The following is a 14,007-nucleotide window of genomic DNA, read 5'->3' as shown; positions in this document are numbered from 1 at the left end:
GTCGAGCCCGGTCATCTCGCAGTCGATCCACACGATGCGGTCGGCGCTGCCGTTGCCGTTGCTGAGGGTGCTCACCCGCCCGTCGTGGTCAGCGCGCCGCCGCGGGGCGACGCAGGAGGTGGCGGGACCGCCGTTCCGGCGGGCGACCGCGGGTCTCGGCGACCCGTCTGGACTCCCGGGCGGCGAGCAGCCGCTCGGAGTGCAGCAGGGAGGCCTCCAGGCGCGCCTGGTGGTCGGCCCGGACGAGCTCGAAGGTGAGGGTGGGGTGCATGGTGGTGGTCCTGTCGTGCTGCTGGGAGGGGCCTGGCCGGGCCCCGGGACTCACCGCGGTGACCACTACGGTTCCACCGCTGCACCCCACGGGTCACGCTGTTTTTCCGCCCCGCGCACCCGTCCCCGCGACCACCGTGCGCTCCAGGAACGCGGCGACGTCGGCGAGCCCGTCGCGGCCGATGCCGTGCCCGAGACCCGGGTACGTGTGGTGCTCGGCGGCCGTGTGCCGCGCGAGCCACGCCGCTGTGCGCGCGGTGGCGTCGGCGGGGATGACGGTGTCCGCGTCGCCGTGGCCGAACAGCACCGGGACGCGCAGCCCCGCCAGCTCGGCGTCGCCGGGCTCCTCGGCGTCGAGCGCGAACCCGGACAGCACCACGGCGGCCGTGATGCGCCCGGGGCGCGCCCGCAGGACCTGCGTCGCGAGCAGCCCGCCCTGGGAGAACCCGAGCAGTGCGAGCGGGCGGGCGGGGTCGACGGCCCCGTCCAGCCAGGTCAGCAGGGCGTCGGCCGCGTCGCGCACGGCGGCCGGGTCGGGCCGTCCGGGTGTCGCGAGCGGCGCCCAGGCGTAGCCCGGCCCCCCGCGCAGCGGGCCGCGCGGCGCGACGAGGGCGAGCTCCCGCGGCAGGGACGGGGCGAGGCCCAGCAGGTCGCCCTCGTGCGACCCGTACCCGTGCAGCAGCACGAGCACGGGCGCACCGGGTGCCGTGGCGCCGGCGGTCCGGACCGGGCCCGGGTCGACGCGCAGCGGCACGCTCAGCGCTCCAGGGCGAAGCCGGTGGTCCACGAGGTCTGCTCGCGGGCGGCGAGCGTGAGCTGCAGGAAGCCGAGCGCCTCGAGCTCGTGCGCGCGGCGCAGCGGACCGGCGTCGACGGCGCGCAGGCCGCCGCCCTCGACCACGCCGGCGAGCGCGGCCTTGGCGTCGGCGCCGTCCCCGGCGATCAGCACGGTGGTCGGCACCTGCCCGACGGTGCCGCCGGCGAGCGTCGCGGCGAAGTTCGTGTTGAAGGCCTTGAGCACGCGGGCCTGCGGGAGCCGCGCGGCGAGCTCGGCGGTGGCGGAGGACCCGGCCGGGACCACGAGGGAGTCGAAGGTGGCGAAGTCGACGGGGTTGGTGGTCTCCACGACGACCTTGCCCGCGAACCCGTCGGGGTACCGGTCCGCGACCTCGGCGAGCGCGGGGTAGGGCAGCGCCAGCACGACGACGTCGCCGGTGACGGGGTCGCCGACGGTGCCGGGGGTGACGGCGGGGTCGACCGCGGCGGCCTTGGCCGCGTCCCGGGCGAGCACCTGGACCGGTGCGCCCGCCTTCAGGGCGGTGCGCGCGACGGCGCTGCCGATGTTGCCCGCACCGATGATCGTGACGCTGGTCATGTCCTGCTCCTCGTGCTCGTTGTTGTAGCGACAATCGTCACCGTACGCGCACTAGATTGAAGCGTCAACCATTGCGTAGGATGCCGCCATGACCGACGACACGCGCTGGCTGAGCACCGGCGAGCTGCAGGCGTGGATGCGCCTGGAGGCCGTGGCCGAGCTGCTGCCCGCCGCGCTCGACCACCAGCTCCAGCGGGACGCCGACCTGACGCACTTCGACTACCTGGTGCTCGCCAAGCTGTCCGAGGCGCCCGACCGCACGCTGCGCATGACGGCGCTCGCCTCCAGCACCAACGCCACGCTGCCGCGGCTCTCGCACGTCGCCGCCAGGCTCGAGGCCCGCGGGTACCTCCGCCGCACGCGCAGCGCGACCGACCGCCGTGCCACGCTCGCCACGCTCACCGAGGAGGGCTGGGCGAAGGTCGTCGCGACGGCTCCCACGCACGTCGCCGAGGTGCGCCGGCTCGTGGTCGACCGGCTCACCGCCGAGCAGATCGACCAGCTCGACGCCATCGCGCTCGCCGTGCTCGGCGCCCTCGACCCGGACAACCGCCTGCAGGCCCGGACCCCGGTGGCCGACCCGACCGACGGGTGCGGGAACGCCGCCGTCGCCTCCTGAGGCCCGTCAGGCCGCGTCGCCGGCGGCGCGACGCGCGCGGCGGGTCCGCCAGCGGTGCCAGACGCGCAGCACCAGCGCCTTGAACCGGTCCGTCAGGCGCCGCACGGCCGGGAACTCCGTCCCCAGGATCCCCAGGCCGAGGAAGATCACGAGCCAGCCCGGTCCCGGCAGCACGAGCAGGGCGATGCCCACCGCCACCACGGCGCCGCCCACCAGCGTGACCAGCACCTTGTAGGTCAGCCGCAGCCACGGCGAACCGTCCAGCCGGGCGCGCGCCCGGGCGAGCAGGCGGTGCGCACGGCCGTCCGTGCGCTCCCCGGCGGCGATCTCCGCGGCCAGGCCGTCATCCGTCATGCGGGCTCCAGGGTGTCGGGGGTCCTCGGAGAGTAGACGCACCGCGACGCCCCGGTGTTCCCGGCGGGGTCCGACCTGCGCTGCAACGGTGCTGCAACGGTGCGCGGCCTACCGTCGCGCCACGGCGCACCGCAACGACGCGGTGCCCCCGGCCCCGGCCGCACCCCGGCCCGGCCGGACACCTGCACGGAGGGCGCACATGACCGTCTACGCAGCACCGGGCCAGCCCGGCAGCCCCGCCACCTACCGCGAGCGCTACGACCACTGGATCGGCGGGGAGTTCGTCGCCCCGGCGTCCGGACGCTACTTCGAGAACCCGACGCCGGTGACCGGCCGGACGTTCACCGAGGTGGCCCGCGGGGACGCCGCCGACATCGAGCGCGCGCTGGACGCCGCGCACGGCGCCGCCCGCTCCTGGGGCCGGACCACGGCGACGGAGCGCGCGGTGATCCTCAACAAGATCGCCGACCGCATGGAGGCGAACCTCGAGATGCTCGCGGTCGCCGAGTCCTGGGAGAACGGCAAGCCGGTCCGCGAGACCCTGGCCGCGGACCTGCCGCTGGCCGTCGACCACTTCCGGTACTTCGCCGGCGCCGTACGCGCGCAGGAGGGGTCCATCTCGGAGATCGACGCGGACACCATCGCGTACCACTTCCACGAGCCGCTCGGGGTGGTCGGGCAGATCATCCCGTGGAACTTCCCGCTGCTCATGGCGACGTGGAAGCTCGCCCCGGCGCTCGCGGCCGGCAACACGGTGGTGATGAAGCCCGCCGAGCAGACGCCCACGTCGATCCTCATGCTCATGGAGCTCATCGCCGACCTGCTCCCGCCGGGCGTCGTCAACGTGGTCAACGGGTTCGGCGTCGAGGCCGGCAAGCCGCTCGCGTCCAGCCCCCGCATCCGCAAGATCGCGTTCACCGGCGAGACGACGACCGGGCGGCTGATCATGCAGTACGCCAGCCAGAACATCATCCCGGTGACCCTCGAGCTGGGCGGCAAGAGCCCGAACATCTTCTTCGAGGACGTCGCCCGCGCGAAGGACGACTACTACGACAAGGCGCTCGAGGGCTTCACGATGTTCGCCCTCAACCAGGGGGAGGTCTGCACCTGCCCGTCGCGGGCCCTCATCCAGGAGTCGATCTACGACGGGTTCCTCGCCGACGCCATCGGCCGCACCGAGGCCGTCAAGCAGGGCAACCCGCTGGACACCGAGACGATGATCGGCGCGCAGGCCTCCCACGACCAGCTCGAGAAGATCCTGTCGTACATCGACATCGGCCAGGCCGAGGGGGCCAAGGTGCTCACCGGCGGCACCCGCGCGGAGCTCGACGGCGACCTGGCGGGCGGCTACTACGTCACCCCGACGATCTTCGAGGGCAAGAACTCGATGCGGATCTTCCAGGAGGAGATCTTCGGGCCGGTCGTCGCCGTCACGTCGTTCTCCGACTACTCGGACGCGATCCACACGGCCAACGACACGCTGTACGGGCTCGGCGCCGGCGTCTGGTCCCGTGACGGGTCGATCGCCTACCGGGCGGGCCGGGACATCGAGGCGGGCCGCGTGTGGACGAACTGCTACCACGCGTACCCCGCGGCCGCGGCGTTCGGCGGCTACAAGGGCTCCGGCGTCGGGCGCGAGAACCACAAGATGATGCTCGACCACTACCAGCAGACCAAGAACCTGCTGGTGTCCTACTCCGGGCAGAAGCTCGGGTTCTTCTGATCGGCACCCCGCGCGCGGCCCTGCCGGGACCCGGCGGGGCCGCGCGCGGGCGGGACGGAGGCACGTGGACGACGACGAGACGCCCGGCCGGGTCGCGCTGACCCCGGCGGCGGCTGACCTGCTGCGCCGGCTGCGCGACCAGCACGGCGACCTGATGTTCCACCAGTCCGGGGGCTGCTGCGACGGCTCCTCGCCGATGTGCTACCCCGCGGGCGAGCTCCTCACCGGCGACGCGGACGTCCACCTGGGCGACCTGCGCGTGGACGGCTTCACGGTGCCGGTGTGGATGAGCCGGGCGCAGTTCGCGTACTGGCGCCACACGCACCTGACGATCGACGTGGTGACCGGGCGCGGCGCCGGCTTCTCGCTGGAGGCGCCCGAGGGCGTCCGGTTCCTCATCCGGTCCCGGCTGCTCACCGACGAGGAGTGGCGCGCGACGTCCGCGGGCGAGGAGCCGCCGGAGCTGCTCGTGCGCGGGCCGGGGCGCACGGGCACGGCGCCGGCGGCGGCAGGGAGCTGACCGTCCGCACCGCGGCCCCGGGCGCGGGTCCGGGTGCGCCACGTGCCCGCCCGCGGCGTTCACCCGGCGCCGGCGGTGCCCGGCTCTGGCGCGCCGCGGCCGGCCGGGTCAGACTGGCGGCGCGACGACGACGTCGAGGGGGTGGGCCGTGCGGACCGACGAGCCGGCGGCGCTCGCGCGCACCCGCGTCGCCCACGAGCGGTTCCTGCACACCGGGGTGCGCGCCGACGGCGTCCGCCCGCTCGTTGCCGACTCGTGGCTGCGGAGCCTGCGCAGCGGCGTGGACCCCGAGCGGCCCGCGCCGCCCGTCACGCTCTCGGACGCCGACCTGCGGGCGTACCGCGACGAGCACCCGCTGCGCCACGCCCTGCCCCTGGTGCGGGGCCTGCTGCTCGACGCGGCCGTCGGGGAGGGGTTCGTGGTCGCGCTCACCGACGCCGACGGCCGCCTGCTGTGGGTCGCGGGCGACGCGCGGGTCCGGCGGGCGGTCGAGGAGGTCGGGTTCGTCGAGGGCGCCGCCTGGGACGAGCGGCACGCCGGGACGAACGCCCCCGGCACCGCGCTGGCGACCGGCCACGACGTGCAGGTGCGCGCCGCCGAGCACTTCACGCGGGCCGTCCAGCCGTGGAGCTGCACCGCCGCGGTGCTGACCGGACCGGACGGGCGGGTGCTCGGCGCGCTCGACGTCACCGGCCGCGAGCAGGCCGCGTCGGTGCTCATGGGCTCCCTCGTCCGCGCGACCGCCGTCGCGGTGGAGGCGGACCTCCGGGCGCGCAGCCTCGCGCGCACCCGCCCCGTCACCGCAGGACGGACGCGGCTCGAGGTGCTGCGCCCCGGGTCGGGCGTGCTCGTCGGGCCCGGCGGCGCCCCGCGCACGCTGTCCCTGCGGCACGCCGAGCTGCTGCTCCTGCTCGGCGAGCACCCGCAGGGCCTGCACGCCGACGAGCTCGCGGTGCTGCTGCACCCCGACGCGATGTCCGACGTGGCCGTCCGCGCGGAGGTCTCGCGGCTGCGGCGCGTCGCGGGGTCGCTGGTGGCGCACTCCCGGCCGTACCGCCTCGCCGCGCCCCTCGACTCCGACGTCGCGACCGTGCGGGAGGCCCTCACGTCCGGTCGCGTGCGGCAGGCGCTCGACCAGTACCCCGGGCCGGTGCTGCCCCGGTCCCGGGCGCCGGGGGTCGAGCGGGTGCGCGACGCGCTCGCGGCCGACGTCCGCGGCGCCGTGCTCGGCGGCGACGACCCCGTCGCCCTCGAGGCGTGGCTCGACCGCGACGACGGGGCGGACGACTGGCAGGGCTGGGAGCGGCTGGTCGCGTGCACCCGGCCGGGCACCGCGGTGCACGCCCGCGCGCTGTCGCGGCTGGACCTGCTGGTGCGGCGGCTCGGGGTGGGGCCGGCACCGTACCCGTGGCGGTGACGGGCGCGGTGCGTCGGCCGACGGGTGGTGCGTCGGCCGACGGGTGGTGCGTCGGCCGACGGGTGGTGCGTCGGACGACGGGTGGTGTGTCAGCCGACGGGCGGTGCGTCAGCGGGCGGGGCCGTCGGTGCCGGGGTCGGTGGCGGGGCTCGTGGCGCTTGGGTCGTGCGCGCCGCCCGGGCCGTCTGTGCCGCCCGTGCGGGTCTGCGCCTCGACGTACGCCCGCAGCACCTCGTGCGGGATGCGCCCCGTGGCCGTGACGGCCATGCCCTGACGCGCCGCCCACGTGCGGATCACGGACGCCTCCCGCAGCGGCGCCGCCGCGCGGGGCCGACGGGTGGTCCGTCCTGCCTCGAGGAACGGCGCCACGGCCGCGGCGAGCCGGGTGGCGTTCGCGGGGGACAGGTCGAGCTCGACGACGTGCCCGTCGAGCGCCAGCACGTGGCTCGACGTCGCCGGGGACCCGTCCAGGTCGTCGACGAGCGCGACCTGCGTGCGTCGTGCCACGTCCGCCCCCCGGGTCCGCCGTGCCACCGGCGCACGGATCGGCACGACGCTAGGGCCGCGGCCGCACGGCCAGGGGCAGCCGGCGCGCAGGACAGGGGCGGGGCGGGGCGGTTCTGAGTACCGCGCGGGCGTGGTCGGGGGTGCCGGAGCACGGGATCGAGCACCGCGCGGCGCACCAGCGTGCTGCGCGGTTCCCCCGGATTCCTGCTCCGGCCGGGCGATCTGGTGCCGTAGGATCCGTCCGCCGGTCGGGCCCCGCCCGCCGCCGGATCCCCATCGTGCCCCGCATCCCAGGCAGGTCGGTCGTGACAGTGCTCGAGCAGACGGGGCAGCACCCGGACGCGTCCTCAGCCCCCCGCCCGGGAGTGCGCGCCCTGGCCCGGTCGCTGCCGAGGACCGTCGGGCTGGTCACGGCGGTGTGGGTCGCGGTGCTGCTGGCGTGGACCGTCGTCCTGCCGGCGTTCCGCTCGGCCGACGAGGCGAGCCACATCGGTGCCGCGATGTCGTGGGAGCACACCCACGAGTGGCCAGGGTTCAAGAAGCTCTACGCGTGGCGGCAGATCAACCCCGCCCTCGGGCCGGCGCAGTGGCGCGGGTACCCGCAGCTCGACGGCGCGACCGCGAGCCTGCGGGACGAGCGGCCGTCGTTCGACGAGCTCGGGCCGGCGCAGTCGTCGTCGTGGATCAACAACCTCGGGCAGCACCCGCCGGGCTACTACATGGTCATCGGCGTGGCGACCGGCGTGCTGCCCGACTCGACGCCGTACGACCTCGAGGCGTGGGTCCTGCGCCTGCTGAACGTGCTCATGATGGCGCCGCTGCCGTTCGTCCTGGCCCTGGCCGCACGCGCGCTCACCGACCAGCGAGCCGTCGTCCTGACGGCCTCGCTCATGCCGCTCGCGATCCCGCAGCTCGCGGCGCTCGGCGCCGCCGTCAACAACGACAACCTGCTGACCATCGCGTGCGCGGTCGTCACCCTCGGCGCGGTGCTGGTGGCGCGGGGGGACCTGCGCGCGCGCACCGGCGTCTGGACCGGCCTCGCCCTGGCCGTCGGGCTCCTCACCAAGGCCTGGGCGCTGCTGTTCGTCCCCGTGGTCGTGCTCGCCTACGTCGTCGCGCTGGTCCGCACGCGCGACCTGCGCCGCAGCCTCACCGGCCTCGTCGCGGCCGGGGCCGCCGCGGCCCTGGGCGGCTGGTGGTGGATCGCGAGCCTGCTGCGGTACGGCACCCTGCAGCCCGCCGGGCACGTCGACCACCTGCCCGTGCCCCTGGAGGCCGCCGACGCCTGGCGGACGTACGTGCACGACGCGACCGTCCTGGTGGTGTCGCGGTTCTGGGCGGCGCTGTCGATCCGCACCCCTCCCGACGTCCCGGCCGCCGACCCGAGCGCGCAGCCGTACCCGCTGTGGCTCACCGGGGGGCTCAGCGTCCTGGCGCTCCTGCTCGCGGCCGTCGTCCTCGTCCGGCGCCGCACGTTCGGGGCGGGACGCGCGGACGGCCTGCTGCTCGTCACGCCGTTCGTGCTCAACGTCGCCGTCCTGGTGGAGTCCACCTGGGGCCTGTACCTCGCGACCGGCGTGCCGCGCGGACTGCAGGGCCGCTACCTGTTCACCAGCGTCGCCGGGCTGGCCGTCGCGGCTGCCCTCGGTCTCGGCGTCCTGGTGCGGGGGCGGGCGCGGCGCTGGCTCCCGCTCGCCGTCGGCGCCGGCGCGCTCGCCTTCACGGCCTCGGCGATGCTCAAGGCGCTCGAGTTCCACTGGGCGGGTGACTCGCTGCTCGACAGGATCGCGTCCCTCGGCGCGTGGTCGCCGCTGGTCGCCCCGGTCACCGGGGCGATCCTCGTCGCCGTGCCCGTGTGCTCGATCGCGCTGCTCGTCGCGCTCGCCCGGCCCGGGCGCACCGACACCGGCGACGTGGTCCCCGGCGGTCCGCGGCACGCCGCGTAGCCGGGTCCGGGACGGGACCGCGCGTGCCCCCAGCAGGACTCGAACCTGCAACCGATGGACTAGAAGTTGGTGGAATGGGGATAACGCGAGATCGCGCAATGGGGCCCGCCATTGCGTTCTCGCAGGTCAGTAGCGCTCTGTGGCCCCACGAACGGGTGAACGGCGTAGTACCGCCGTGCCCCGGCAGCAACGCCTGGCTGCTGCACGTCTGCTGCACGCCGCACACTGGCGCGCCCCACGAGGCCGGGGCTGCACGACTCGTCGATGATGGGGGCGTTATTGCCCTGCGATACACGATGCGGAGAAGTTCGCCCGTGGAATGCGCCGAACTCTGCCTCCGTGCCGTTACCTTGTGCGAGTACGCGACGTAGAGGGGGTGGAGATGGCAGGGGCGCACGAACGGGACGTGGTAGAGGACCCAGAGCTCCAAATGGAGCGGCTCCGCTCGGCTACCGATGTCGAGACAAGCAAGTACAGGCTCCTGAATACCACTGTCATCGGGGTAGTCGTGCTCGGCTCGATGGCGATCTGCATCCCGATCGCGTACGCGTTCGCAGGCCAGGAGACGTCGGTGAACGTCGTCGTGAGCCTCGCCGCTAGCTTCACGCTGGCACTCACAACTGCCGGGGCTGGTGGAACGGCGTGGCACCACCATCGCAGAGCGAAGAACGCCGAGTCGCGAGTGGGGCAGCTGACAGGGGCGCTCCGTACATCTCGGGACGAGGCGCGCGGGCTGCGGGACAGAGTCGCAGGACTGGAGCGAGACCTCGCAGGTGTGCGGTCGGATCTTGCGCATGTGCGGTCTCGACCTGGGGGTGACTAGGTGCTGGAAGCAAGTCCGATGCGATCCGGTTACACTAGCGTGTCCAACTTGACAGATCGGGGTGAGGCGTGATGGGCGTAGCGGTCGTCAACACTGTGCTGCTCGTCGTTGCGGTTCTGAACCTGCTGTGGGCCGTGCTGGTGCTCAAGCCGATGTGGGTCCGTGCGCGCGTCGGACACGAGGCCAAGATGATTGAGTACCGCGTGCTCGACGCCATGCTCAGGGGCGACATCCAAGCTGACGATCCCGCACTCGATGAGTTGATTGCGTACTCGCGACTGCTATCGGAGCGGGCCAAGTCGATTGGCCTAACTGAGGCGGCAGCGCTGATGTCCGCGGCCGCCTCAACGGGGATCGATCCGAAGGCGCTCCCTCCTCGCGCGAGCTACGCGGAGATGACTCCTGCGGGACGTTCGATCGCAATGGAGGCGGACAGGGAGTTGCATCACATGCTCGCCGACTACTTGACACGTGGATCGCGTGCGTGGCTAGTTCTGGAGCCAACGAGGTGGCTGCTGCGCTCGCGGCGACGCCGCCACACCACGAACACGAACCCGAAGCCGTGGGTCCCCTCGGGACTTCCTACGCCTGGCGAGGCGGCGACGGGGTACCGGGCGGCGATTCACGACGACCGCGTTCGAGGCTTTCTCGACGAGCCGCTCGCGGCTTGATGCAGTCGATCAGGCAGCACGAGGCGCCCCGATCGGCCCGGGTGGGGCGCCTCTGCTACGTCACCATCCGGAGGTTGCGGCGCTGTGTCGACGCGTCGCGGCGGATCGCGACCCGAGGTGGTTCAAGAACTGCCAACACCTCCGCGGAAAGGGTCTCCGCGAGGTGGGCGCACCCCTGGATCGTCTCCGGCGGCACGTGGCCGAGCAGTTTTCCTACCTCGGCGAGTGACCCCCTCCCTGCAGGAGTGACGACGTGTAGGTGTGGTGCAGGTCGTGTCGCCGGACCAGGCCAAACCCGGCCGCCCGGGATGCACGGTCTCGGCGCTTGCGGAAGGTGCAGATGTCGAAAGGCGTCCCGGCCTCGGACGCCACGACCAGGCCCGAGCGGCAACCGGGGTGGTGCACGCCGCACGCGGACCAGGCGGGCTCGTCGAGGTCCACCCACACCAGCAGTGGGACTTCGTGCCGTCGCGGACCCTTGGGGTACGGCTTGATCGCCCCAGCGGTCCGGTCCGAGGTGTCGTTGCAGCCCGGCGGACGCACCGACCGCTGCCCGGTGCCGAGCAGCGGCAGCGCCATGCGCAGTCAGGCCCTCGAGGTGCTCGGCGCTCGCGGGCGGTGTCGGCGGGCGCAGGTGGGCAGCCGGGTTTGCCTGCGGGATCTCCGCGTCGACGGCGCTCACCAGGGACACGGACAGCAGTGCGACGATCCGCTGCGCCCACGACGGGTTCAGTCCCTGACCGGAGTGCCGTGGCCCATGCCTTCACGTTGCGCCTCGTGATGTCGACCAACTCGACGTCACGCCGGCGCGGCAAGAGGTGCAGGCCCCGTCGTCCGACGTCGTCGCCGCGGATTGACGGCTCGACCGTGCGCGTTCCCCACCACGCACTGCACCACGCCCCACCTCACGAGCCCGGTGAATGGGCCGGGCCAGCCGGGCGTGCGTGCGAGGCTCCGGCGTTGCCCGGCCGCGCGCAGCGTGGCTGCCCTGTGCACGAAGGGCCCTCATTTCGGCGGTGTGGACCTTGCCGTCGACTCCGCGGTACTGCGCCTGGCAGCGGACGGACGGCAGTTTCGTCGCCCTCGCCATGAGCCGGCCGTCCTTCGCGCGGGAACGCTGCCGAACAAGACGACGGCGGTCGACGAGGCTATGGCCGTCGTGGACGCGCTCACCGCCGCAGGGCTGCCGCCGTGGCCTGGGTGGGTGCTGCGGCTAGAAGTAGTCAGGCCCCCACGCGATGAAGGCCGCGAGCAGGGTCGCCGCGGAGGATGCCAGCGCAGTAACGACGCCGACGCGCCAGTTCGCGCGCCGATTCGCCCGCTGGATCCGCAGCTGGTCCCGGGGCGTCGGGTCGACCTGGACCAACGCGCTCGAGGACCGCATGCGATAGGCCCAGGGGGTCTTGATGATCTGCTCAACGATGACGATGCGCGCGAAGGCGTAGGTCGCCATGGCACCGAGGACCACCGCCCAGATGTCGGGCCAGACCGTGATTGCGAGCGCGACCCAAAAAGCGACCAAGGCGCTCCGCGCGGTCCACACCAGGAGCGAGAGCTGCGCGCTCGACCTGATTCGCCGACGGGAGTTGTTGAGGATGCTCGCCACTCGGGTGGCGAACTCCTGGGGGCTGGGTCCACTCGGGCTCGGCTCAGGGAGATCGAGACCCGGGCTCGCGAGCGTCGCCACGAACTGCGGGTCGTACGAACTGCCGAAGAAGCACCTGAGGGTGACACCGCCCTCCCCCTGAGTCTGCTCGACGACCAGCGCCACTCTGCTCAGGTCCCCGTCCGAGGCCTGCCGGTCCAGTGGGATGCCGGTGTCGATGGGACAGTCCCGTTCGGCCCCGCGCGCGCGGGTGAGACGAGCGTCGACTCCCAGGTGTCGCTGAGCCGCCTCGAGAATGTCGTCGACGTCGCTCACGTCGAGGACGTGCCGTCCCTGGACGCTCACAGACCAGTTGCCCAACGGATGCGGGGGTCCGACGGCCTCTGCCGGTGGACCGAACAGCCACTCCCGGATGCTCACGAACCGCACCGTACCGATGGGCGCCGCAGCAGCGACAGCGCCGGTCGGGGGTCCCGCGCCCATTGCGCGCGCCTTTTCGCCCAGCCCGGCGCATTGAGACGCACACGAGGACGCACACCCGCGGGCGAGCGGTCCAGCAGGTTGCAGCGGTGCTGGCACGTTGAGGCGGTGGGCGCCTGCGGTGCATGGCGCGCCGCGGACCCCGCGACCGAGTGGTGGCCCGCGCTGCCGCAGCGTGTCAGCCTCGGGACGCACGATGCCCGGGCGGACCTGACGCAGACCGCCCCGGGTGGCATGGCACGCCTGCGCGGGGCTATCGCTCAGCTCTACGCATGCCCGGTCCCGCGCCGCTCCACGACGTCGTCGCCCCCTCCGCGTCACCTGCGCTAGGAGACCGGATCCGAGCAGCTCGACACGGACGCCGTCGAGTGGCGGAGGCCGGCCAAGACGCCGCCATCCGCGCTCGCGTCGCCGACTCAACGGGCCGCGGCCGGCGCCTTCTAGCTATCGCCCGTGGATGTTCGTCGCTGCCAGCACAAGGCCACAGCCTTGTGCAGCTTCGTGCAAGGGTGTAGCGCGGTCGTTCGCTGCTGCACGTTCGCTGAACATGCCAGCACGGCGACCACCGGCGAGATGGTGAGTGTAGAGGTCAGCGCGTGCCCCTGTTCGGTTTCGGGTGATGCTTGACGGTTGGTGTTCGGTTGATCCTTGACGCTGTTGTCAGTGTGCGCTTCGGGTCTTGGTCGGTGCACCTCCCAGGGGTCGCTTGTTGCGGACGGGGCCGGTGCTCGTGCGTCGGACCGTGCGCAGCAGCTCGTTGCCGATCCAGAACTGCAGGGTGTCCGGGCCGACCAGGACGTCGCAGCGCTCGCCTGCGTGGTGGACTCCGACCGAGACCTGCTGCCAGGACACGCAGACCACCCCGACCGTGGAGACCTTGCGAGCGACCCAGTCCGCGCCGGTGCGGTCGGGTTCCGGGGTCCGCTCTCGGCGGGCTGCGCCGGCGAACCTCGCCGCGGGGGTCGCCATGGCGATGGACTGGTGGGGTCGATCGGTGTTGTAGAAGGCGACCCACTGGTCGAGGTCGTCCTGGGCCTGGGCCTGGGCGAGGGTCGCGAACTGCCTGCCGGTGCCGAACTCCGCGCGCAGGGTCCGGTGGAACCGTTCGATCTTGCCGGTCGTGGTCGGTGACCGGGGCTGGGTCAACAGGTGCTCGATGCCGTTGCGTCGGCAGATCGCGTCGAACAGCACCTCGACCGGCGGGTGGTTGAACCGGCCGGTGAAGACCTTGCCGTTGTCGGTCAGGATCTGCTCGGGGACACCATGACGGTCCAGGGCGTCGGTCAACCCCTGGCAGACGAACCCGGTGCGCTCGGCCGGCATCAGCCGCGCGCGCACGCAGAACGGGGAGTGGTCGTCGATGCCCGTCAGGCACTTCGTCTGGGCCCCGTCGACCAGTACGACCCCGGCCACCACGTCCATCTGCCACAGCTCCATCGCCCGGCCGCGCTCCCAGCGACGCCAGTGCTCATCACGGCGACGCCGTGCACCGGTCACGACGAGCCCCGCTCGGCGCAGCGCCCGGTAGACACCCGACCGCGAGACCACCACGTCACGCCTGGCCAGCTCGTGCACGATCCGAACCGGACCCCAACCCGGGTGCGCGCGCCGCATCTCCCACACCGCGACCTCGACGTCGGGATCCATCTGGTGCGGACAGGACACCGGCCGATGCGACCGGTCGGCCAACGCCTCGA

Annotated in this window: 13 protein-coding genes; 6 read left to right on the top strand and 7 right to left on the bottom strand. The window is 73.4% G+C overall.

Annotated features, from left to right (window positions below):
- Positions 1–88: 88 nt before the first annotated feature.
- From AAHH18_RS07420 to AAHH18_RS07410, 3 genes are all read right to left on the bottom strand, one after another.
- A complete protein-coding gene (locus AAHH18_RS07420; protein ID WP_283320821.1) occupies positions 89–271 on the bottom strand; it encodes a hypothetical protein in 183 nt (60 codons plus the stop codon).
- 93 nt (positions 272–364) lie between these two features.
- The gene (locus tag AAHH18_RS07415) at positions 365–1,057 is read right to left on the bottom strand and encodes an alpha/beta hydrolase (protein ID WP_343301168.1); all 693 of its coding nucleotides are present in this window, start codon (positions 1,055–1,057) and stop codon (positions 365–367) included.
- Positions 1,027–1,644, bottom strand: a complete 618-nt coding sequence (locus AAHH18_RS07410; RefSeq protein ID WP_343301167.1) for an NADPH-dependent F420 reductase — start codon at positions 1,642–1,644, stop codon at positions 1,027–1,029. Before AAHH18_RS07410 ends, AAHH18_RS07415 begins: the two co-directional genes overlap by 31 nt.
- 88 nt (positions 1,645–1,732) lie before the next feature.
- Between AAHH18_RS07410 and AAHH18_RS07405 the strand changes: the two genes are divergently transcribed.
- Positions 1,733–2,263: a MarR family winged helix-turn-helix transcriptional regulator gene (locus AAHH18_RS07405; RefSeq protein WP_343301166.1), complete on the top strand. Its 531-nt coding sequence runs from the start codon at positions 1,733–1,735 to the stop codon at positions 2,261–2,263.
- Positions 2,264–2,269: 6 nt separating this feature from the next.
- Here the strand turns inward: AAHH18_RS07405 and AAHH18_RS07400 are convergent, their stop codons facing one another.
- Positions 2,270–2,617 (bottom strand): PGPGW domain-containing protein, encoded by a 348-nt coding sequence (locus tag AAHH18_RS07400; RefSeq protein WP_283320817.1) that lies wholly within the window; start codon positions 2,615–2,617, stop codon positions 2,270–2,272.
- A gap of 199 nt (positions 2,618–2,816) precedes the next feature.
- Here AAHH18_RS07400 and adh point away from each other — a divergent pair, with 199 nt between their 5' ends.
- The 3 genes from adh to AAHH18_RS07385 all read left to right on the top strand — a co-directional run bounded on the left by adh (position 2,817) and on the right by AAHH18_RS07385 (position 6,277).
- The gene (gene adh / locus AAHH18_RS07395; protein WP_343301165.1) at positions 2,817–4,340 is read left to right on the top strand and encodes an aldehyde dehydrogenase; all 1,524 of its coding nucleotides are present in this window, start codon (positions 2,817–2,819) and stop codon (positions 4,338–4,340) included.
- Positions 4,341–4,404: 64 nt separating this feature from the next.
- Entirely contained in the window at positions 4,405–4,860 is a 456-nt protein-coding gene (locus AAHH18_RS07390; protein ID WP_343301164.1) for a DUF779 domain-containing protein, read from the top strand.
- Positions 4,861–5,008: 148 nt separating this feature from the next.
- Positions 5,009–6,277: a sigma-54-dependent transcriptional regulator family protein gene (locus AAHH18_RS07385; RefSeq protein WP_343301163.1), complete on the top strand. Its 1,269-nt coding sequence runs from the start codon at positions 5,009–5,011 to the stop codon at positions 6,275–6,277.
- 108 nt (positions 6,278–6,385) lie between these two features.
- Here the strand turns inward: AAHH18_RS07385 and AAHH18_RS07380 are convergent, their stop codons facing one another.
- The gene (locus tag AAHH18_RS07380) at positions 6,386–6,784 is read right to left on the bottom strand and encodes a histone-like nucleoid-structuring protein Lsr2 (RefSeq protein ID WP_343301162.1); all 399 of its coding nucleotides are present in this window, start codon (positions 6,782–6,784) and stop codon (positions 6,386–6,388) included.
- Positions 6,785–7,089: 305 nt separating this feature from the next.
- On the opposite strand from AAHH18_RS07380, the gene AAHH18_RS07375 reads away from it, so the two are divergent.
- Together AAHH18_RS07375 and AAHH18_RS07370 are read left to right on the top strand one after the other, a co-directional pair.
- Positions 7,090–8,730 carry an ArnT family glycosyltransferase gene (locus AAHH18_RS07375; RefSeq protein WP_343301161.1) on the top strand — a complete coding sequence of 547 codons (1,641 nt, stop codon included), beginning with the start codon at positions 7,090–7,092 and terminating at the stop codon, positions 8,728–8,730.
- 894 nt (positions 8,731–9,624) lie between these two features.
- The gene (locus tag AAHH18_RS07370; protein WP_343301160.1) at positions 9,625–10,224 is read left to right on the top strand and encodes a hypothetical protein; all 600 of its coding nucleotides are present in this window, start codon (positions 9,625–9,627) and stop codon (positions 10,222–10,224) included.
- 1,213 nt (positions 10,225–11,437) lie between these two features.
- Here AAHH18_RS07370 and AAHH18_RS07365 read toward each other — a convergent pair.
- Both AAHH18_RS07365 and AAHH18_RS07360 read right to left on the bottom strand, forming a co-directional pair.
- Complete coding sequence (locus tag AAHH18_RS07365; RefSeq protein WP_343301159.1) at positions 11,438–12,250, bottom strand: hypothetical protein; 813 nt, start codon at positions 12,248–12,250, stop codon at positions 11,438–11,440.
- A gap of 720 nt (positions 12,251–12,970) precedes the next feature.
- The coding region (locus tag AAHH18_RS07360) for an IS481 family transposase (protein WP_343301158.1) at positions 12,971–14,007 on the bottom strand (1,037 nt) is incomplete at its 5' end.

This window comes from Cellulomonas olei (assembly GCF_039548315.1).
Taxonomy (GTDB): Bacteria; Actinomycetota; Actinomycetes; order Actinomycetales; family Cellulomonadaceae; genus Cellulomonas.
This window is presented reverse-complemented; position numbering and strand designations above follow the sequence as displayed.

Excerpts from the sequence above, each read along its gene's own strand:
- AAHH18_RS07420 (WP_283320821.1), bottom strand. The coding sequence starts at position 271 with ATGCACCCCACCCTCACCTTCGAGCTCGTCCGGGCCGACCACCAGGCG.
- AAHH18_RS07410 (WP_343301167.1), bottom strand. The coding sequence starts at position 1,644 with ATGACCAGCGTCACGATCATCGGTGCGGGCAACATCGGCAGCGCCGTC.
- AAHH18_RS07405 (WP_343301166.1), top strand. The coding sequence starts at position 1,733 with ATGACCGACGACACGCGCTGGCTGAGCACCGGCGAGCTGCAGGCGTGG.
- AAHH18_RS07400 (WP_283320817.1), bottom strand. The coding sequence starts at position 2,617 with ATGACGGATGACGGCCTGGCCGCGGAGATCGCCGCCGGGGAGCGCACG.
- adh (WP_343301165.1), top strand. The coding sequence starts at position 2,817 with ATGACCGTCTACGCAGCACCGGGCCAGCCCGGCAGCCCCGCCACCTAC.
- AAHH18_RS07370 (WP_343301160.1), top strand. The coding sequence starts at position 9,625 with ATGGGCGTAGCGGTCGTCAACACTGTGCTGCTCGTCGTTGCGGTTCTG.